The 19,867-nt window shown below is 73.0% G+C and carries 19 protein-coding genes; 12 read left to right on the top strand and 7 right to left on the bottom strand.

The features are described from left to right. Window positions 1–72 precede the first annotated feature (72 nt). From urtA to urtE, 5 genes are all read left to right on the top strand, one after another. Entirely contained in the window at window positions 73–1,242 is a 1,170-nt protein-coding gene (urtA, locus tag E1289_RS08065; RefSeq protein ID WP_243712695.1) for an urea ABC transporter substrate-binding protein, read from the top strand. 70 nt (window positions 1,243–1,312) lie between these two features. Further along, entirely contained in the window at window positions 1,313–2,191 is an 879-nt protein-coding gene (gene urtB / locus E1289_RS08060; RefSeq protein WP_131976916.1) for an urea ABC transporter permease subunit UrtB, read from the top strand. Next, on the top strand, window positions 2,188–3,291 hold the full coding sequence (gene urtC / locus E1289_RS08055) for an urea ABC transporter permease subunit UrtC (protein ID WP_131976914.1): 1,104 nt from the start codon (window positions 2,188–2,190) through the stop codon (window positions 3,289–3,291). Before urtB ends, urtC begins: the two co-directional genes overlap by 4 nt. Before the next feature lie 2 nt (window positions 3,292–3,293). Further along, on the top strand, window positions 3,294–4,091 hold the full coding sequence (gene urtD, locus E1289_RS08050) for an urea ABC transporter ATP-binding protein UrtD (protein ID WP_243712694.1): 798 nt from the start codon (window positions 3,294–3,296) through the stop codon (window positions 4,089–4,091). Window positions 4,092–4,150: 59 nt separating this feature from the next. Next, complete coding sequence (urtE, locus tag E1289_RS08045) at window positions 4,151–4,846, top strand: urea ABC transporter ATP-binding subunit UrtE (RefSeq protein ID WP_131976977.1); 696 nt, start codon at window positions 4,151–4,153, stop codon at window positions 4,844–4,846. Between the two features lie 72 nt (window positions 4,847–4,918). Here the strand turns inward: urtE and E1289_RS08040 are convergent, their stop codons facing one another. Next, a complete protein-coding gene (locus tag E1289_RS08040; protein ID WP_131976912.1) occupies window positions 4,919–5,215 on the bottom strand; it encodes a hypothetical protein in 297 nt (98 codons plus the stop codon). Window positions 5,216–5,415: 200 nt separating this feature from the next. Between E1289_RS08040 and E1289_RS08035 the strand changes: the two genes are divergently transcribed. The 4 genes from E1289_RS08035 to E1289_RS08020 all read left to right on the top strand — a co-directional run bounded on the left by E1289_RS08035 (window position 5,416) and on the right by E1289_RS08020 (window position 8,428). Further along, complete coding sequence (locus E1289_RS08035; protein WP_131976910.1) at window positions 5,416–5,811, top strand: metalloregulator ArsR/SmtB family transcription factor; 396 nt, start codon at window positions 5,416–5,418, stop codon at window positions 5,809–5,811. Next, complete coding sequence (locus E1289_RS08030) at window positions 5,744–6,226, top strand: SRPBCC family protein (RefSeq protein ID WP_131976908.1); 483 nt, start codon at window positions 5,744–5,746, stop codon at window positions 6,224–6,226. The genes E1289_RS08035 and E1289_RS08030 overlap by 68 nt, the downstream gene beginning before the upstream one ends. Then, the gene (locus E1289_RS08025; protein WP_131976906.1) at window positions 6,213–6,785 is read left to right on the top strand and encodes a TIGR03086 family metal-binding protein; all 573 of its coding nucleotides are present in this window, start codon (window positions 6,213–6,215) and stop codon (window positions 6,783–6,785) included. Before E1289_RS08030 ends, E1289_RS08025 begins: the two co-directional genes overlap by 14 nt. Before the next feature lie 179 nt (window positions 6,786–6,964). Continuing rightward, window positions 6,965–8,428, top strand: coding sequence for a benzaldehyde dehydrogenase (locus tag E1289_RS08020; RefSeq protein WP_131976904.1), 1,464 nt, complete (start codon window positions 6,965–6,967; stop codon window positions 8,426–8,428). Between the two features lie 45 nt (window positions 8,429–8,473). On the opposite strand, the gene E1289_RS08015 is transcribed toward E1289_RS08020, so the two are convergent. Beyond that, window positions 8,474–10,174 (bottom strand): sigma-70 family RNA polymerase sigma factor, encoded by a 1,701-nt coding sequence (locus tag E1289_RS08015; protein ID WP_131976902.1) that lies wholly within the window; start codon window positions 10,172–10,174, stop codon window positions 8,474–8,476. 153 nt (window positions 10,175–10,327) lie between these two features. Next, window positions 10,328–11,209, bottom strand: a complete 882-nt coding sequence (locus tag E1289_RS08010; protein WP_131976900.1) for a LysR family transcriptional regulator — start codon at window positions 11,207–11,209, stop codon at window positions 10,328–10,330. A 161-nt stretch (window positions 11,210–11,370) separates the two neighbouring features. Here E1289_RS08010 and E1289_RS08005 point away from each other — a divergent pair, with 161 nt between their 5' ends. Beyond that, window positions 11,371–13,017, top strand: a complete 1,647-nt coding sequence (locus E1289_RS08005; RefSeq protein WP_131976898.1) for a DASS family sodium-coupled anion symporter — start codon at window positions 11,371–11,373, stop codon at window positions 13,015–13,017. A gap of 26 nt (window positions 13,018–13,043) precedes the next feature. On the opposite strand, the gene E1289_RS08000 is transcribed toward E1289_RS08005, so the two are convergent. The 3 genes from E1289_RS08000 to ppk2 form a co-directional block, all read right to left on the bottom strand. Next, window positions 13,044–14,306, bottom strand: coding sequence for an NADH:flavin oxidoreductase/NADH oxidase family protein (locus tag E1289_RS08000; protein ID WP_131976897.1), 1,263 nt, complete (start codon window positions 14,304–14,306; stop codon window positions 13,044–13,046). 183 nt (window positions 14,307–14,489) lie between these two features. Next, the gene (locus E1289_RS07995) at window positions 14,490–15,371 is read right to left on the bottom strand and encodes a universal stress protein (protein WP_165970392.1); all 882 of its coding nucleotides are present in this window, start codon (window positions 15,369–15,371) and stop codon (window positions 14,490–14,492) included. A gap of 134 nt (window positions 15,372–15,505) precedes the next feature. Continuing rightward, window positions 15,506–16,279, bottom strand: coding sequence for a polyphosphate kinase 2 (gene ppk2 / locus E1289_RS07990; RefSeq protein WP_243712686.1), 774 nt, complete (start codon window positions 16,277–16,279; stop codon window positions 15,506–15,508). Window positions 16,280–16,527: 248 nt separating this feature from the next. Between ppk2 and E1289_RS07985 the strand changes: the two genes are divergently transcribed. Together E1289_RS07985 and ilvD are read left to right on the top strand one after the other, a co-directional pair. Then, entirely contained in the window at window positions 16,528–17,208 is a 681-nt protein-coding gene (locus E1289_RS07985; RefSeq protein WP_131976891.1) for a TetR/AcrR family transcriptional regulator, read from the top strand. A gap of 85 nt (window positions 17,209–17,293) precedes the next feature. Next, window positions 17,294–19,012 carry a dihydroxy-acid dehydratase gene (ilvD, locus tag E1289_RS07980; RefSeq protein ID WP_131976889.1) on the top strand — a complete coding sequence of 573 codons (1,719 nt, stop codon included), beginning with the start codon at window positions 17,294–17,296 and terminating at the stop codon, window positions 19,010–19,012. Window positions 19,013–19,032: 20 nt separating this feature from the next. On the opposite strand, the gene E1289_RS38065 is transcribed toward ilvD, so the two are convergent. Next, on the bottom strand, window positions 19,033–19,867 hold an 835-nt coding region (locus E1289_RS38065; RefSeq protein WP_207928857.1), incomplete at its 5' end, for a hypothetical protein.

Genomic DNA, 19,867 nt, shown 5'->3' with positions numbered 1-19,867 from the left:
CGCAAGGAGTGGTACGTGCACGGAAAATCTCTGCTGGGGCTCGGCTCGCTGGCGACCGCGGCACTGCTGGCGCTGACCGCGTGCGGCGGTGGGCCCGGCACGGACGGCGGCGCCGCCTCGCCCGCCGGGAACACCGTCAAGGTCGGCGTTCTCCATTCGCTGAGCGGGACCATGGCCATCAGCGAGGTCACGGTCAAGAACGCCGAGCTGATGGCGATCGACGAGGTCAACGCCGCCGGCGGCGTCCTCGGGAAGCAACTCGAACCGGTCGTCGAGGACGGCGCCTCCGACTGGCCCACCTTTGCCGAGAAGGCGCAGAAACTCATCCGCAGGGACAAGGTCGCCGCGGTGTTCGGCGGGTGGACCTCGGCCAGCCGCAAGGCGATGCTGCCCGTCTTCGAGCGCAACAAGGCCCTGCTCTGGTACCCCGTGCAATACGAAGGACTGGAAAGCTCGCCCTACATCTATTACACCGGGGCCACGACCAATCAGCAGATCGTCCCGGCGCTGGACTATCTCAAGCAGCAGGGAAAGAAGGACCTCTTCCTCGTCGGCAGCGACTACGTATTCCCGCGTACCGCGAACAAGGTGATCAAAGCGTATGCCGCCGCCAACGGCATGACCATCGCCGGAGAGGAGTACACCCCGCTGGGGTCGACGGAGTACGGCACGCTCGTCAACAAGATCATGCAGGCGAAACCCGACGCGGTGTTCAACACCCTCAACGGTGACAGCAACGTCGCGTTCTTCAAGCAGCTCAAAAGCGTCGGCGCCACCGCGTCCTCGCTTCCGGTGATGTCCGTGAGCATCGCCGAGGAGGAGGTCAAAGGCATCGGGGTGGACAACATCGCGGGCCACCTCGTGGCGTGGAACTACTACATGACCACCCCGGGCAAGACGAACGAGGCGTTCGTGAAGGCGTTCAAGGCCAAGTACGGCGCGGACAAGGTGACCTCGGACCCGATGGAGGCCGGCTACAACGCCGTCAAGCTGTGGGCGGCCGCGGTCGAGAAGGCCGGTACCACCGAGCCCGAGGCGGTGAAGAAGGCGGCGGGCGGCATCTCCCTCGAACTGCCCGAGGGCAAGGTGACGATCGACGGCGGCAACCACCACATGCACAAGACGGCCCGCATCGGCGTCGTCCAGCCCGACGGGACGATCAAGGAGTCCTGGAACTCCGGCAAGCCCATCGCGCCGGACCCGTACCTCAAGAGCTACCCGTGGGCCGCGGGCCTGTCCTGATCCGCTCCGTCCCCGGCCGGGACCGGCCCGGCCGGGGACCCCGCCCGCAGACCCGGCATCGAGGAGGCACATGGAAGCCCTGCTCAGCCAGTTGCCGATCGGCCTCAGCATCGCCGCCGTGCTGCTGCTGGCGGCACTGGGCCTGACGTTCACGTTCGGCCAGATGGGGGTGATCAACATGGCGCACGGCGAGTTCATCATGGCGGGCGCCTACACCGCCTACGTGCTGCAGGACTGGGCCGGGAGCCAGGCGGTCGTGGCGGCCCTGCCCGCCGCCTTCCTGACGGCCGGCGCGATGGGCCTGGTCCTGGAGCGGGCGGCGATCCGCCGCTTCTACGGACGCCCGCTCGACACGCTGCTCCTCACCTGGGGAGTCGGCCTCGTCCTCCAGCAGCTCGCACGGGACGTCTTCGGGGCGCCCAACGTCCAGGTCCGCGCCCCCGGCTGGCTGAGCGGCGGCATACCGATGTTCGGCTCGCAGGTGCCCTACACCCGGCTGTTCATCCTCGCCGTCGCGGCGCTGTCGGTGCTCGCGATATGGGCCTACCAGAACCGGACCCGGCAGGGCCGGCGGATGCGGGCCGTGATGCAGAACCGCCAGCTCGCCGAGTGCAGCGGCGTCGACAGCCGGCGGGTGGACCGGCTGACGTTCTTCATCGGCTCCGGCCTCGCCGGGATCGCCGGCGTCGCGCTGACGCTGATCGGCCCGGTCGGCCCCAACCTCGGCACCTACTACATCGTCGACGCCTTCCTGGTCGTGGTCGCGGGCGGTCTCGGCCGGCTGCGCGGGGCCGTCGCCGCCGCGCTGGTCCTCGGCCTGATCAACTCCTACGCGGAGTTCTGGACCGACGCGAGCCTGGCCAAGGTGATCGTCTTCGTGGCGACCGTGGCGTTCCTGCAGGCGCGCCCGCAGGGCATGTTCGTCCTCCGCAGCCGGGCGCTGACATGACCGCCCGGTGGCGCGGAGTCGCGCTGTTCGCCGTCGTGGCGCTGCTGGTCCTCGCGGTCGCGCCGGCCGCGCTGGACCCGTTCCGGCTGGGCCTGCTCACGAAGTACCTGTGCTTCGCCATCGCCGCGCTCGGCATCGGGCTCGCCTGGGGACAGGGCGGGATGCTCACGCTCGGCCAGGGCGTGTTCTTCGGGCTGGGCGGCTATTCGATGGCCATGTACCTCAAGCTCCACGACGCCGGGCCGGGCAACCTTCCCGACTTCATGGTGTGGAGCGGGGTCGAGGAGCTGCCGCTGCTGTGGAAGCCGTTCGCCAGCCCGGTGTTCGCCATCGCCGCCGCCGTGCTCGTCCCGGCGGCCACCGCCGCGCTGCTCGGTTACCTGATCTTCCGGCAGCGGGTGCGGGGCGCCTACTTCGCGATTCTCAGCCAGGCGCTCGCCGCCGCGTTCGTGATCTGGCTGGTGGGCCGACAGGGCCTCACGGGCGGCACCAACGGGCTCACCCACTTCTACGACGTCTTCGGCCGCGACCCCGAGGACGACGGCAGCAAGCGCGTCTTCTACTTCGTGGTGGCCCTCGTGCTGGGCGCGCTCTACCTGCTGGCCCGCCAGCTGGTCAGGAGCCGCTTCGGGAGGCTGCTCGTCGCGGTCCGGGACGGGGAGGACCGGGTCCGGTTCCTCGGTTACGACGCCGCCGCGGTCAAGACCGTCGCGTTCGCCGTCTCGGCGGCCATGGCGGGCATCGCCGGCGCGCTCTACGTGCCGGTGGTCGGCATCATCTCGCCCTCGCTGCTCGGGGTCGTCCCGTCGATCGAGCTCGTGGTGGCGGTGGCGATCGGCGGGCGGTACTCGCTGGCGGGCGCCGTCCTCGGCGGCGTGCTGCTCAACTGGGCGCACACCGCCTTCAGCGAGCAGTACCCGAGCGGCTGGGTCTACCTGCAGGGCCTGCTGTTCATCCTCGTCATCGTCCTGGTGCCCGGGGGCATCGCCGGCGCCGTCCGGCAGGCCGGCGACGCGATCGCGCGCCGGCGGCCGGGCGCGCGCCCGGGACCGGCCGCCGCGGCGGACGCGGCCGAACCGAAGGAGGCGGCCACCGCGTGAACATCCATACCGAACCGGCCGGCGGGCAGGTCCTCGCCTCCGGGGCCCGGACTCCCGCGCTGCTGGAGATCCGCGGCCTGGAGGTCGTCTTCAACGGGTTCAAGGCCGTCGACGGCATCGACCTCACCGTGGAGCGGGGGGAGCTGCGCTTCCTGATAGGCCCCAACGGGGCCGGCAAGACCACCCTGCTCGACGTCGTGACCGGGTTGACCCGGCCGTCGAAGGGGTCGGTGACCTTCGCCGGCACGTCCCTCGTCGGGCGCCCGGAACACCGGATCGTGCGGCTCGGCATCGGCCGGACGTTCCAGACGTCCGTGGTCTTCGAGGCGCTCACCGTCGTGGAGAACATCGACCTCGCCGCGAGCTTCCGCCGCCCGCTGGTCACCCTCCTGCGGCGGCGGCGCGGGGTGTCCGGCGTCGTGGCGGCCGCACTGGAGCGGACCGGGCTGGCGGACCTGGCGGACCGGCCCGCGAGGGTGCTCTCGCACGGCCAGCGGCAGTGGCTGGAGATCGGCATGCTGATCGCGCAGGGGCCCCGGCTGCTGCTCCTCGACGAACCGGTGGCGGGCATGAGCCGGGCGGAGCGCGAGCGGACCGGCGAACTGCTCACCGAGATCGCCAGGGACCACACCGTCATCGTCGTCGAGCACGACATGGAGTTCCTGCGGCGGTACGCGTCGCAGGTGACGGTTCTGCACGAGGGCGCCGTCCTGGTGGAAGGGGACGTCGCCACGGTGCAGCACGATCCCCGGGTCCAGGAGGTCTATCTCGGCCGATCCGCGAACGGGGAGGCCCGGTGACCCGCCGCACGAACGGGGAGGCGCCGCGCGAAGAACGGGGAGGCGACATGGCGGACGTGATGCTGCGGGTGAGCGGGCTGGAGACCGCCTACGGCCGCTCCCGCGTGCTGTTCGGCGTGGATCTGACGGTGCGTCCGGGCGAGCTGACGTGCGTCATGGGCCGCAACGGCGCGGGGAAGACCACCCTGCTCAACACGATCATGGGCCTGCTGGCCCCGACGGCGGGCACGGTCGTCTTCGACGGCGCCGACGTCACGCGGACGAGCACCTTCCAGCGGGTCAGATCGGGCATGGGCTACGTGCCGCAGGGCCATGAGACGTTCCCGCAGCTGACGGTCTGGGAGAACCTCCAGGTGACGCAGGAGGCGATGGGCGGGCGCGATCGCGGGGCCGTCGACGACGCCCTGGCGGTGTTCCCCCGGCTGACCGGGCTGCTGCAGCGCCGGGCGGGGTTCCTGTCGGGCGGGCAGCAGCAGCAGCTGGCGATCGCCCGTGCCCTGGTGACCCGGCCGCGGCTCCTGATCCTGGACGAGCCCACCGAGGGCATCCAGCCCTCGATCATCCTGGAGATCGAGGAGGCCGTCGAACGGCTGCACAAGGAGCACGACCTCGCCGTCCTGCTCGTCGAGCAGTACCTCGACCTGGCCCTCCGCCTGGCCGACACGTTCGCGATCCTCGACGGCGGCGTCGTCCGGCACTCCGGAACAGCCGACGACCTGCGCGGCGACGAGGTCAAACGCCTGCTCGCCGTCTGAGGCCGGCGCCGCTGCGGCCGCTCGACCGGCCCCCTTGCCCCGCCACGCGGCGGCCGGGGCCGGCGACGCGGGTCAGCAGGCGCCCGAGCCCGGTACGTGACCGCCGGGGCGGCGGGCGGCGAACTCCTTCTCCCAGTACAGCGCGGCCTCCCGGTCGGCCTGGTCGCAGCCGCACTCGCGCGCGTGCCGGGTGGCGGACGCGGCGCGGCGGGCCAGGGCCGATGCCCGCACGGCCGCGCAGCCGCAGTGGTGCGCGATCGCCGCCCCGGTGGCCCGGCTGAACGCGGGCCCGTGCCGCGCGCAGTCGCACAGGGGCGAGCCCCGCATTTCGAGCTCGTCCGCGATCATCGCCCGCTGCGCGTCCACCATGCCCCAATCCTTACCGCAGCGGCGCGTTCCAGACGTCCGGTCGCGCGTGCCGGATTCGGTCCGCCCCCCGGGGGAACACCGGTGGGACACGTGACCGACCGCAAAACAAGGTCGCGACCAGCTCTTTCAACCGAATAGTTGACAGCCGGGAAGCCCACGGCCTACCGTCGTTTCAACTAACAGGTTGAAACGGGAGGGCGATGACCGAGGACACGCTGTCCCGGGTCTTCGCCGCCCTCGCGGACCCGACCCGGCGCGACATGGTCGCCCGGCTCACCGAGGGCGACGCGACCGCGAGCCAGCTCGCCGAGCCGTACCGGATGACGCTGCAGGCCGTCTACAAGCACCTGCGGGTCCTGGAGGACGCCGGGCTCGTCAGCCGGCCGCGGGGGCCGCAGCCCCGGCCGGTGCGGCTGGAGGTCGGGGCCCTCGACCTGATGGACACCTGGATCGAACGCCACCGGGCCCGCGCCGAGCGGCGCTACCGCCGCCTCGACGCCGTCCTGGCGCAGATGAAGGAGGACGAAGATGACGAAGATCACCGAGGCGGCCATCGAGGCCGACCCGAAGTTGCCGGTCATCCGGATGACGCGTGACTTCGCGGCGACGCCCGAGCAGCTGTTCCGCGCCCACACCGATCCCGGGCTCTTCGCCCGGTGGGTGGGGCCCGAGGGCACCGACACCCGGATCGACCACTGGGACGCGCGCACCGGCGGGAGCTGGCGGTACGTCTCGGTTCTGGACGGCACGGAGTACTGGTTCCGCGGCACCTTCCACGAGGTGCGGCCGGACCGCATCGTGCAGACCTTCACCTACGAGGACGACCCTGACGGGGTCGCGCTGGAAACGCTGTGGTTCGAGGACCTGGGCGAAGGGCGCACCCGGCTCCGGGCGCAGTCGCTGGTCGACAGCTTCGAGGGCCGCGACGCCTGGCTGCGCAGCGGCATGGAGACCGGTGTCAACGAGGGCTACGCCAAGCTGGAGAGGCTGCTCCGCGATGACGCTGTCTGATCGCCCGGCCGAACGGCACCGCCAGGTCGCCGGGCTGTTCACCGAACGGGTCCGCGGCACCCGGTCCTGGGACGCGCCGTCCCCGGTCGCCGAATGGTCCGCCCGCGACGTCGTCCGCCACCTGACCGAGTGGTTCCCGGGGTTCCTGGCCTCCGGCGCCGGCATCGACCTGCCCCGGGGCCCGTCGGTGGACGAGGACCCGGCCGAAGCCTGGCGGGTCCACTGCGACGGCGTGCAGGCGGTCCTGGACGACCCGCAGACCGCGCGGCGCGAACTGAGCAATCCGCACATCGGCACCCTGCCCCTGGACACCGCGATCGACCGGTTCTACACCGCCGACGTGTTCATGCACACCTGGGACCTGGCCAGGGCCACCGGCCAGGACGACCGGCTGGACCCCGGCCTCTGCGCCGAGCTCCTCGCGGGGATGGAGGAGGTGGAGGAGGCGATCCGCTCCTCCGGGCAGTACGGGGCCCGCGTCGAGGTGCCCGACGACGCCGACGTCCAGACGAGGCTGCTCGGCTTCATCGGCCGGGACCCGTACTGGAAGGGCGCCTGAGGCGGGGCGGGGTCAGAAGGAAACGCGCTGCGCCGGCTCGGCGCGGCCCGCCTCGTCGAGCGGCTGACCCCGCGGCCGTCCCGGCCGCTCTTCCCCCGCGGCGGAGGTTCATGAGGAGATGGGCCAAGGGCTCAGGCCCGGGTACCGCCTAGGAACCACCGAAACGACAGGGAGATGCCGTGGGACTGCTCGACAGCGTCGACTGGCAGGGAAAGATCTTCAAGAACGGCGCGTGGACGCCGGGACGCGGCGGCGACTACGCCGTGGTCGAACCCGCCACCGGCGGTGAGCTCGGCCGGATGGGCCAGGCCACCGCCGAGGACGTCGCCGAGGCCGCCGCCGGCGCGGCCGAGGCGCAGCGGGAGTGGGCCGCCCTGCCGCACACCGCCCGCGCCGCCGTCCTGCGCAAGGCCGGTGAGCTGTGGCAGCGGCACGCCGAGGAGATCAGCGGCTGGAACGTCCGCGAGGTCGGGGCGGTCCCCGGCATGGCCGGGTTCGCGCTGCACGTGGCGTCCGAGGAATGCTACGAGGCCGCCTCGCTGCCCGCCCGGGCGATCGGCGAGATACTCCCCTCGGAGGAGCCGCGGCTGTCCATGGCGCGCCGCATGCCGGCCGGCGTGGTCGCGGTGATCTCGCCGTTCAACGTGCCCGTCATCCTCGGCATCCGCTCGGTGGCCCCGGCGCTCGCGCTCGGCAACGCCGTCCTCCTCAAGCCCGACCCGCGCACCGCGGTGACCGGCGGCACCCTGATGGCCCGCGTGTTCGAGGAGGCCGGGCTGCCGCCGGGCGTCCTGCAGATGCTGCCCGGCGGCGCGGACGTGGGCGAGGCGCTGATCAGCGACCCGAACGTCCGGGTCATCTCCTTCACCGGCTCCACCCCGGTCGGCCGCCGGATCGGCGAGCTGGCCGGCCGCCACCTCAAGCGCGCCCACCTGGAGCTCGGCGGCAACTCCGCGCTGCTGGTGCTGGACGACGCCGACGTGGACGCGGCGGTCAACCTGGCCACCTGGGGATCGTTCTTCCACCAGGGCCAGATCTGCATGACCGCCGGCCGCCACCTGGTCGCCGACCGCCTCTACGACGACTTCGTGGAACGCCTCGCCGCCAAGGCCGACGCGCTCTCGGTCGGCGACCCGGCCGCGGACCAGGTCGCGCTCGGCCCCGTCATCGACGCCGGCCAGCGCGACAAGATCCACGGCATGGTGACCGCGAGCGTCGACCAGGGCGCGGGCCTGGCCGCCGGCGGGACCTACGAGCGGCTGTTCTACCGGCCCACGGTGCTGGCCGGCACGCCGCTGACCGCCCCCGCGTTCGCCGACGAGGTCTTCGGCCCGGTCGCCCCGGTCACGCGCGTGTCGTCGGTCTCCCAGGCGGTGGAGCTGGCGGCCTCGAGCGACTACGGCCTGTCGCTCGGCATCGTGACCCGGGACGTGATGCGCGGCCTGGCCGTCGCCGAGCAGATCCCGACGGGGATCGTCCACATCAACGACCAGACCGTCAACGACGAGGCCAACGCCCCGTTCGGCGGCGTGCGGGCCTCCGGCACCGGCTCCCGCTTCGGCGGCGCCGCGGCCAACATCGAGGCGTTCACCGAGACCCGCTGGATCACCATGCGCGCCGAACCCCCGCGCTACCCGCTCTGACCCGCACGGGCGCCGGCCGCGGCGGGTCCGTCCGGCCGGCGCCGGTCACCAGGGGCTGATGACCGTGCGGTCCCCGTCGGTCTCGTAGGCGACGACGTGGACGACCGGGAGGCGCGCCCTCTCCGGGGGCGGGCCGCCGGTGCGCGGGCCCGGCACCATCAGCAGGGGCGCCTCGCCCGGCCGGTCCGGGTCCCCCTCGTGGGGGCCCAGCTCGCCGACCGTCCTCAGCCGTGTGACGCGCGGCCCGCCCGCCGCCAGCAGGTGCCAGCGCCTCGGCGAGCGCCACCACAGGGCGGCGGCCACCGACGCGGAGGACGCGGTGGTGTCGCTGTTCGTCTCGCCCCGCTCGGACAGCACCCGCCCGCCGTCAGAGATCAGGACCGCGGTTCCGGGAGTGGCCCACGGGGAGGACGCGTCCACCGTCAGCAGTGTGGCCCGGCCGCCGCCGTCGGGCAGCTCTCCGCTCCAGAGCCGGCCCAGCCGCAGATCGCCCGACTCGCTCAGTGTCACCGCCCCCTCGCAGGCGACGGCGTGCAGGGCCGCCCAGCGGAACCGCTCCCCCGGTTCCGGCCCCTGGGGGAACCACACCCGCGGCGCCGCCGACCACGGGTCGTGCGAGGCGAGCTGCGTGACCGCCCGCGCCGTCCCGCCCGCCGCCGGCCGGAACGTCATCCGGAACACCACGTGGTTCTGGCAGCGCGGCGTGAACCAGTTCCACGGCAGCCGGTCGCTCAGCCCGTCCCGGACCGCCAGCGGCATCCACTCCGGGGAGCGCCCCTGCGGCACCGCCGCCCGCACGTCCCGCAGCCAGGGCGGGACGAGGTAGCGCCACGTCATGCCGAGCATGATCAGCTGCCCCGCGCCGGTCCGGAGCCTGCGGACCGACTCCACGCCGCGCGACAGGCGCCGCTCGAAGTACTGCGCGACGCTCGGCGCGTCCCGCGCGCCGGGGGTGTCGCGCAGCACGACGAGGGACGCGCCGTCCACCGTCCCGGCGTACAGGAGGAAGACGCGGCCGGCCGGCGGATGGCGGTGGTGGGCCCGCCACGCGTCGGCGGCCCGGCGCAGCAGTGCCGCGTCGTGCCGCAGCGCGCCCTGGGCCGGCCATTGGCTGATCGAGGGGGAGGGGGTCTCCCGCCAGGCACGCGCGTCCACCGCCGCGGGCCCACCGGCCTCCTCCCCCGGCCGCGTGAGGACGGACCCGGCGGCCGCCAGCACCGCCACCGCGACCGCGACCGCCACGGCGGCGCGCCACGCGGGCCGGACGGCCGGCGGGCGGAGCCGGACGAGGTCGGGCTCGAACGCCTCGATCTCGGCCCGCTGCGCCGCCGCGTCCAGCCCGGTCCGGGCGTCCAGGGCGGCGGTGGCCCGCTCCACGTCCCGGAAGTCGACGGGCCGGTGCGGGCCCAGCTCGGCGGCGACCTCGGGGACGGTGAGGCCGTCGAGGCGCAGCAGGCAGGCGAGCCGCTCGTGCGGCGCGAGCTCCGCCAGCGCCTCCCGGACGGGCCCCCGCGGTGCGGGCGCGGGCTCGAAGAGGATGCGGTACGGCGAGTACCGCCTGCCGGGCGGCTCGGTCAGCAGGACGGCGACGAGCCGCGCCCGCCCGGCCGGATAACCGCCCGGCCGCCCCCGGGCCGCACGCGCGGCGGCGCGGCGGGCACGGGTGAGGGGGGCGTCGCCGTCGTCCAGCACCAGGTACGCGAGCCGCAGAAGGCGGGCGTAGTGCGCGCGGTCCACCGTCACCACCGGGTACCTCCCACCGCATTGTGCGCAGCGATCGGTAACGGCCGGGTAGCGCGCCGCCGCTCAGCTCGGGGGCCGCAGTCCGGTGATGACGTGGTCGGTGAGTTCGCCGGTGGTGGCGGACGCGTCCCCAATGCGTCGATAAGCCGTGCCCATCTACGGGTCGCGGGAGAGGGCCATCCGCAGGAACTCCTCGGCGATCGGGCTGAGCCAGCCCTTCCGGCCGGCCAGGGCGAGGTGCAGGCACGCGGGCGGGTCGAGGTCGCGGACGACCGCGCCCGCGCGCAGCGCCAGCGGGCGCCACGCCTCCGCGAGGATCGCCACGCCCACCCCCTTCAGGACCAGCGAGAGGATCGCCGCCCGGTGGTCGGTCTCCACCGCGAACGGCACGTCCACCCCGGCGGCCCGGATCTCGTCGGCCAGCCGCCGCATGCCCGTCCCGCGCTCCCCGGCGATCAGCCGGTGCCCGGCGAGGCGCTCCCGCGGCAGCGGCGGGCCCGGCTCGAACGGGCCGTCCGGCGGCGCCACCAGGACGAGCCGCTGCTCCCCCACCGGGTACAGGTCGACCTCGGTCGCGGCGGGCGGGTCCCACGCCGAGAGCAGCCCCAGCTCGGTGACCCCGGTCCGCACCATGTCGATGACCGCGCCCGGCACCGGCGCGTCGCGCAGCACCACCTCCACCCCTGGATACCGCGCGGCGAACCGCCGCACCATGCCGCCGAGCGGCTCGATCGCGGGGGACGGCATCGAGGCGACGGCGACGCGTCCCGTCCGCAGGCCCTGCGCCGCGGTGACGCTCTCCCGCGCCACCTCCAGGCTGCGCACCGCCTGCCGCGCCGGGCCGATCAGCGCCCGGCCCGCCTCGGTCAGCACGACGCGCCGCCCGGTGCGGTGGAACAGCGGCGTCCCCAGGTCCTTCTCCAGGCCGCGGATCGCCTGCGACAGCGACGGCTGCGCCACGAACAGCGCGCCCGCCGCCCGGTTGAAGCCGCCGTGGTCCACCACGGCCAGGAAGTACTCCAGCTGCCGGACGTCCACCCGCGCCTCCGCTCGCCTATAGGCGGAGCCTTTCAGTCCAGTAGCCGACACGTCTTGGATTCGCCGTCCAGGGCGATCTTCAATTTGATGCGGAAACGCTTGTCCGGAACGCCCCAGGATCCCGGCCGTAACGCCGGGTTCCGCTCCCGAGGAGTGCTCCCATGACATCGGACGAGACCCCGCCACGCGATCCCGCCGCCGGGTCCGCGGGCACCGCGGCGCCCGCCCGCACCGACGTCGCCAAGGCGCTGATGGGCCAGGCCACCTACCGCAGCCTCGGCGAGCAGCGCCTGTCCCCCGCCGAGGAACGTTTCGAGAAGGCGCGCCGCACCACCGGGTTCTGGCTGGCGCCGCTGGTCACCGCGGTCTTCCTGCTGCTGCCGCTGGACATGGCGCCGTCCCAGCAGACGCTGGCCGGGATCCTGCTCGGCGTGATCGTGCTGTGGGTGACCGAGCCGGTGCCGATCCCCATCGGCGGCCTGATCGGGGTCGGCGTGATCGTCCTGTTCGGCGTGGTCCCGGCCGACGACGCGCTCGAACCGTTCGGCTCCACCACGATCTTCACCTTCATCGGGGCGTTCATCCTCGCCCAGGCGATGCTGAAGCACGGGGTCGCGCGCCGGTTCGCGTTCTTCATCCTGTCGCTGCCCGGCGTCGGCGAGTCCACCTTCCGGCTGATCGCCACCTTCGGCCTCGTCACCTGCCTGCTGTCGGCGTTCGTGTCCAACACCGCGACCGTGGCGATGCTGCTGCCCACGGCGCTCGGGCTGCTCACCGTCATCGCCAAGATGCTGCAGGACCGCGGCCTCGTCGCCGCCGACTTCGACCCGGCCCGGCTGCGCGTCGGCGCCGCGCTGGTGCTGATGCTCGCCTACGGCGCGTCCGTCGGCGGCCTGCTCACCCCGGTCGGCAGCCCGCCCAACCTGATCGGGCGCGGGCTGATCGAGGAGGCCACCGGCGAGCGGATCTCCTTCGCGCAGTGGATGCTGACCGCGCTGCCGCTGTGCGCGGTGATGCTGGTGGTGCTGGTCGCCGTCCTGCTGCTGCTCAACAAGCCGGAGATCCGCCGGATCGAGGGCGTCCAGGAGTACGTGGCCCGCGAGCGCGCCGACCTCGGCCGGATGAGCCGCGCGGAGAAGACCACCCTCGTCGCCTTCGCCGTCACCGTCGTCCTCTGGATCTTCCCCGGCGTCATCGCGCTGGCCGCCGGCACCGACTCGTCGATCTACGAGACCGTCAGCGGCCGGTTGAACGAGGGCATCGTCGCGGTGCTCGGCGCGTCCCTGCTGTTCCTCCTCCCCACCGACTGGGGCCGCCGCGAGACCACCCTGAACTGGAGCGACGCCGCGCGCATCGACTGGGGCACCATCCTGCTCTTCGGGACGGGCATCATCTTCGGCTCCCTGCTCGCCGACACCGGCCTGGCCCGCACCATCGGCGGCTCCGCGTCCGACGCCCTCGGCCTGACCAGCACGTTCTTCATCACCGCGTTCGCCGCCGTGCTGGCCATCCTGATCTCGGAGACCACCAGCAACACCGCGTCCGCCGCCGTGGTCGTGCCGATCATCATCCCGATCGCGCAGGCCGCGCAGGTCGACCCGTTCGTGCCCGCCCTGGCGGCCACCTTCGCCGCCTCGTTCGGCTTCATGCTCCCGGTGTCCACCCCGCAGAACGCGATCGCCTACGGCTCCGGCGTCGTCCCCATCACCACCATGATCCGCTCCGGCTTCGGCTTCGACGTCTTCGGCGCCCTCCTGATCATTCTCGGCCTGCCCCTCATGATCGCCCTCACCGGCATCGGCGGCTGACCGGGCCGCCGTGTCCCGGCCGGCGGTCAGCTCCGCTTGGGGCGCAGGGCGGCGGGACCGTGCCGGATCATCGAGCCGAGGGTGCGCCACCACGGCACGGTGGGGTCGGGGTCCCGGCCCGCCGCCATCCGGTGGAGCTGGTCGGCGTGCCACTGCACGTTCAGCGCGCTGTCCAGGGGGCGGATGTCGGTGAGGCGCCCGATCACCCCGCGGGCGCCGACCCCGATCGCGGGGACCTCCAGCCGTTCCCGGCCGCGCTCGAAGAGCGCCTTGGGCGCGTCGGGGGTGAGGCAGGTGGGCCGCCCGATGCCGACGACGTCGCAGTCGCCGTCGGCGAGGGCCCGCTCCATCGCGGCGCGGGTGCGGAACCCCCCGGTGACGGCGATCGGCGTCCGGCCGGCGATCCCGCGGACCGTCCGGGCGTAGTCCAGGAAGTAGGCTTCGCGCGCACGGGTGGACTCGGCCAGCACCCCCATCATCGCCGGGGCCTCGTAGGATCCCCCGCTGATCTCGATGAGGTCGATCCCCTCCGCGACGAGGGCCCGGACCACCTCGCGGGACTCCTCCTCGGTGAATCCGCCGCGCTGGAAGTCGGCGGAGTTGAGCTTGATCCCCACGGAGAACCCGGGGCGCACGCCGGCGCGGACGGCGCGCAGGACCTCCAGCACGAAGGCCCGGCGGCGCTCGGGGTCGCCGCCCCACGCGTCGTCACGCCGGTTCGATATGGGCGACAGGAACTGGGTGACGAGATAGCCGTGGGCGCCGTGGATCTGCACCCCGTCGAACCCGGCGGCCTCGGCGACGGCGGCGGCGGCGCCGAACCGCTCGACGATCTCGCGGATCTCCTCGTCGGTGAGGGCGCGGGGCCTGGCGGCGCCGGGGACACGGGCCGCGATCGCGCTCGGCGCGACCGGGCGGCTCCGCCCGGCGCGCCGGTTGGCCTGGCGGCCGGGATGGTTGAGCTGCGCGAAGATCGGCCCGCCGTGCTCGCGGTAGCTCCCGGTCCACCGGGCCAGCGCGTCCAGATGGCGGTCGTCCTCGATGACGACGTTGCCGGGCTCGTTCAGGTGCCGGAGGTCGACGGCGACGTTCCCGGTGACCAGCAGACCGTATCCGCCGGTGCTCCACCTGCGGTAAAGGGTCTCCAGACGGGTACCGGGCGACCCGTCGGCCCCGGCGAGCCCCTCGCTCAGCGCGGACTTCATCAGCCGGTTCGGCAGGGTCAGCCCCGACGGCAGGGTGAGGGGCTCCCCCAGCCGGCCGCCGTCACTGGTCGGGGTGGAACTCATGGCTCACTCCTCGCGGCCGGCTCCGGCCCGCCTACGGATGATCACATTGACGCCGAAGCCTATTCGGTCCGTGAGCGAAACGGGAGGTCAGGGCAGCCAGGCGCCGCAGGGCGCACCTGACTGAACCGACCCGCCGGCACGAGTCCCCTTGCGGCGGCCCGCAAGAGAGCCGGGCATCTCCTCCTAGTCGCCTGTGTCCTCGTCCGGTGCGTGGACGACCGCGACGGGGCAGGGTGCGTGCTGCACCAGCGCCTGGCTGACCGACCCGAGCATCAGGCCGCGGAAGCCGCCCAGTCCGCGCGAGCCGACGACGAGCAGGCGGGCGCCGTCCGCGGCCTTCATCAGGACCTCCCGCGGCGCCCCGCTGACCACCTCCGCGCGCACGTTCACTCCGGGGTGCGACTTCCGCAAGGCGTCCATCATGCGCGCCAGCCGTGTCTCGGCCGCCAGCCGCATGCCGGCCTCGTCGGCCAGGGGCGGGAGCTCGTCCACCGGCACCGACTCCCAGGCCACCACGGCGTGCACGGACAGCCCGTGCAACCGGGCCTCGGCGAAGGCCGCCGCCAGCGCGGCCCGGGACGCGGGCGAACCGTCCACGCCGACCACCACACGTCCCGGCCCCTCCGCCGGCAGCGGTTCGAAGTCGCCCCGGACGATCACGACCGGGCAGGACGCGTGCGCGACAACCTGGGTGCTGACCGATCCCACCACCAGCCCGACGAACCCCCCGATGCCCCGCGGCCCGAGCACGATCAGGCCCGCGGTCTTCCCCGCGTCGATGAGCGTGGCGGCCGCCTGCCCGCGCCCGAGAACGCCCCGCACCTCAAGGTCGGGGGCCGCCTTGCGGACGTGCTCCACTCCCCCGTCGAGGGTCTGCTGTGCCACCGCTCCCAGATCCACCATCGGCATGGCCACCGGGCTGCCGATGTAGATCTCCCACACGTGGATCACGGTGAGCGGCAGGCCCCGGGTCCGGGCCGCGGCGGCGGCCCAGTCCAGGGCAAGGATCGCTTCCTGGGAGCCGTCATAGCCGACGACGACCCCGCTGACCGGCTCGGCGCTCATAGCTCGTCCCTCCTGGCCCATCTCCAAGTTCCGTCACCATCAGCCTTCCCCGCACATGGCCGTCTCCACGAGTGGCGTCCGTCCGGAAACAAGGGGACCTTCGGCAGGGGTGTGAGCGTCCGGGCGCCTGCCCGTCAGCGTTCGAGGGTCGCCGCGTGATCCGGGACGTGGTTCTGCTCGCCGCGTGGAGGCCGCACGTACCCCTTGGACGGAGGGCGCTTTGGAAGCCGGAGCGCCGGACGCTCCACCTCGCGGTACGGAATGCTCGACAGGAGGTGATGGATCATGTTGATGCGGGCGCGCCGCTTGTCGTCGCTGTCGACCACGTTCCAGGGCGCCTCGGGAATGTCGGTGTGGACGAACATCTCGTCCTTGGCGCGCGAGTAATCCTCCCAGCGCGAGATGGACTCCATGTCCATCGGCGACAGTTTCCACCTCCGCATCGGATCTTCGAGGCGCTTGCGGAATCGGCGTTCCTGCTCGGCATCGCTGACGGAGAACCAGTACTTGCGCAGCAGGATGCCGTCCTCGACGAGCATCCGCTCGAATATGGGGCACTGATGCAGGAAACGCCGGTACTCCTTGCCCGTGCAGAACCCCATGACCCGCTCGACACCCGCGCGGTTGTACCACGACCGGTCGAACAGGACGATCTCCCCGGCGGCGGGCAGGTGCTGGATGTACCGCTGGAAGTACCACTGGGTCCGCTCCCGGTCGCTCGGCACCGGAAGCGCCACGATGCGCGCGACGCGGGGGTTGAGGTACTCGGTGACGCGCTTGATGGTGCTGCCCTTGCCGGCGGCGTCCCGCCCCTCGAACACCACGGCGATGCGCACGCCCTCCTCGCGCACCCACTCCTGCAATATCAGCAACTGCTCCTGGAGCCGGAGCAGCTCACTCTCGTACACCTGCCGAGGCAATCGCCGGGACGACCCCATACAGCCTCCTAGACCCGATCCACCTACCCAAGTCTGTCGTCCCCCGCGACCCGCCCGCCACAGCGGGACCGGGGACGCCCCGGTGGAGACCTCGCCGCCGCCCGCTTCACCCCGCGACCGGAGCGCGCGGATCCGGAGAGTAAGAGTCGCATCCTCGATCGGCCACCGATGACCGCACGGAAGGGGGATTCGCGGTGCCCTGAAGTAAAGTCTCGCCCATGGTGCACGGAACGGAACAGGGAGTGAGCTCGACGAGCGAGGAACCGGCCTGGAAGCAGCGCGCGGTCGAGCGTTCCACGAAGGCCGCGAAGCTGCGCGCCGAGCAGCGGGTCGAGCGGTTCCTCGACGCGGCGCAGGCGACCATCACGGAAAAGGGCACCACCGACTTCACCGTGCAGGAGGTCGTCGACCGGTCCCGCCAGTCGCTGCGCAGCTTCTACCAGCACTTCGACGGCAAGCACGAGCTGCTGCTCGCCCTGTTCGAGGACGCGCTGCGCCGGGCCGCCGACCAGATCCGCACCGCGGCGTCCGGCGAGCCCGATCCGCTGGAGCGGCTGAAGGTCGCCGTGCAGGTGTTGTTCGAGCTCTGCCGGCCGGACCCGGCGGCCCGGCGCCCGCTGTTCACCGAGTTCGCCCCCCAGCTGCTGGTCTCGCACCCGGCGGAGGTGCGGGTCGCGCACACCCCGCTGCTCGCGCGGCTCACCGAGCTGATGACGGAGGCCGCGGAGGCCGGCCGGCTGCGTGCCGCGACCACGCCGCGCCGCGCGGCCGCCCTCACGATGCAGACCGTCATGTCCGTCGCCCAGTCCAGCGCCGTCTCCGCCGACGAGAACGCGCACCCGATCACGGCCGACGAGGTCTGGGACTTCTGCTCGGCGGGATTCGCCGAGCGGGATTGACGGCCGAGTACACCGCCCTCGTCGGGCCCCGAAGCCGCCGGTCCGGCAGTGGGGCGAGGTGGCGCTCCGTGGGTAGGGGCAGGGAATGTCAGCCATATCGCCGGGACAGCCCGGAGCCGAGCTCAAACCGCGGTCGCGCCAGGTCACGGACGGGCTGGAGGCGGCGGCGTCGCGCGGCATGCTGCGGGCCGTCGGGATGGGCGACGGGGACTTCGGCAAGCCGCAGATCGGCATCGCCGACTCGTGGAACGAGATCACGCCGTGCAACCTGTCGCTCGACCGGCTCGCGCAGGGCGCCAAGGAGGGCGTGCACGCCGGTGGCGGGTACCCGCTGCAGTTCGGCACCATCTCGGTGTCCGACGGCATCTCGATGGGGCACGAGGGGATGCATTTCTCCCTCGTGAGCCGCGACGTCATCGCCGACTCCGTCGAGACCGTCGTCCAGGCGGAACGCTTCGACGGGACGGTGCTGCTCGCGGGCTGCGACAAGTCGCTGCCCGGGATGCTCATGGCCGCCGCCCGGCTCGACCTCGCGAGCGTGTTCCTCTACGCGGGCTCGATCATGCCCGGCCGGGTCAGGCTGTCCGATGGCACCGAGCAGGACGTCACGATCATCGACGCGTTCGAGGCCGTCGGCGCGTGCGCGCGGGGACTCATGAGCCGCGAGGACGTCGACCGGATCGAGCGCGCGGTCTGCCCGGGCGAGGGCGCCTGCGGGGGCATGTACACGGCGAACACCATGGCGTCCGCGGCCGAGGCGATGGGGATGTCGCTGCCCGGGTCGGCGGCGCCGCCGTCCGCGGACCGGCGCCGCGACGCGTTCGCGCGCCGGTCGGGGGAGGCCGTCGTGGACCTGCTGCGGCGGGGCGTCACCGCGCGGGACGTCATGACCAGGGAGGCGTTCGAGAACGCGATCGCCGTCGTCATGGCGTTCGGGGGCTCGACCAACGCGGTGCTGCACCTTCTGGCGATCGCGCACGAGGCCGAGGTCGACCTCGCCCTCGCCGACTTCGACCGCGTCGCGAGCCGCGTGCCGCATCTCGGGGACCTCAAGCCCTTCGGCCGGTACGTCATGAACGACGTCGACCGCGTCGGCGGCGTCCCCGTCGTCATGAAGGCCCTGCTCGACGCCGGGCTGCTGCACGGCGACGCGCTCACCGTCACCGGGCGGACCGTGGCCGAGAACCTCGCCGACCTCGACCCGCCCGACCCGGACGGGAAGATCGTGCGGGCGCTCGGCGACCCGATCCGCACAACGGGCGGGATCACGATCCTGCACGGGTCGCTCGCCCCCGAAGGCGCCGTCGTGAAGTCGGCCGGCTTCGAGGAGGACGTGTTCGAGGGCACGGCCCGCGTCTTCGAGCGCGAGCGCGCGGCGCTCGACGCGCTGGCGGACGGCACCATCACGGCCGGGGACGTCGTCGTCATCCGCTACGAGGGCCCGAAGGGCGGGCCGGGCATGCGCGAGATGCTCGCCATCACGGGCGCGATCAAGGGCGCGGGCCTCGGCCGGACCGTCCTGCTGGTCACCGACGGCCGCTTCTCCGGCGGGACGACGGGACTGTGCGCGGGCCACATCGCCCCCGAGGCCGTCGACGGCGGCCCGATCGCGTTCGTGCACGACGGCGACCGCATCCGCCTGGACGTGAAGGCCAAGCGACTCGACATCCTGGTAGACGCCACCGAACTCGCCGCCCGGCGAACACCGGCCTGGACTCCGGTACCGCACCCGTACAAGCGGGGCGTCCTGGCGAAGTACACAAAGCTCGTCCAGTCGGCCTCCAAGGGCGCCGTCCTGGAGTAGCGGGAATCCCGGTGCGGGGATCAGGGGCGGCCGGGCACTGGAGAGAGGTAGAGGCGTGGGCCAGTGCCCGCTACGGGGACCGGGCGCCAGTGTCCGGGTAGGTCAGGGCGGTCGTCGATGACCAGGGCCACCCGTAGCCCGCGGCTTTGCAGGCTTTCGACGTTGGCGGCGGTGAGTGCGGCGGACGCGTCGCGTTCACCGAGGCCGTCGCGCATGTCCGCGCCCTGGCAGCGGCGCAGGAAGGCGATCTGCGGCGCGAACCTGCCGAGCACGGCGCAGTCCCCGCCGACACCGCGAACGGCCAGGGCGCCGGCGGCCTCCTCGGGCCAGGTCAGAGCCGCCTCGGCACGATCCGCGACACGGCCGGCCCTGGCGGCCTGCAGTCCCGCGTGGACGAGAACCGCCGCTGTCACACCGGCGGCCAGAACCCAGCCCGCACGCCACCGTCGCGCCCCGCGCAGGATCGCGGTGAGCCCCACACCGGCCGGCAGGGACATCAAGGCGAAAACCGGAAGCAGGTAGCGGGGCACGGCCAGGTCGGTCAGCACGAAATAGGCGCCACCGAAGACGGCGGCCGTCCCGATGCAGACCAGCAGGGCGCGGCGAGCCTCACCCCTGGCCGCCCACAACCCCGCACCCGCCAGCGCGAGGCCCCCGGCCCACCACAGGACCGTGGCGGACCCGACCGCGCCGCAGTCCACCGTCGTGGGCGGGCACGACTCCCGTCCGTTCAGCGTCGCCAGGTAACGCGGCAGGACGAAATGCAGTCCCATCCCGCCGTTGAGCGACTGGATCGCCTCCAGCCGGGCGGCCGGGTCACCGAACCGGACGAACGACTCGGCCAGCCACACGCCC

It is taken from the genome of Actinomadura sp. 6K520, from assembly GCF_004349245.1.
Classification (GTDB): Bacteria; Actinomycetota; Actinomycetes; order Streptosporangiales; family Streptosporangiaceae; genus Spirillospora.
This window is presented reverse-complemented; position numbering and strand designations above follow the sequence as displayed.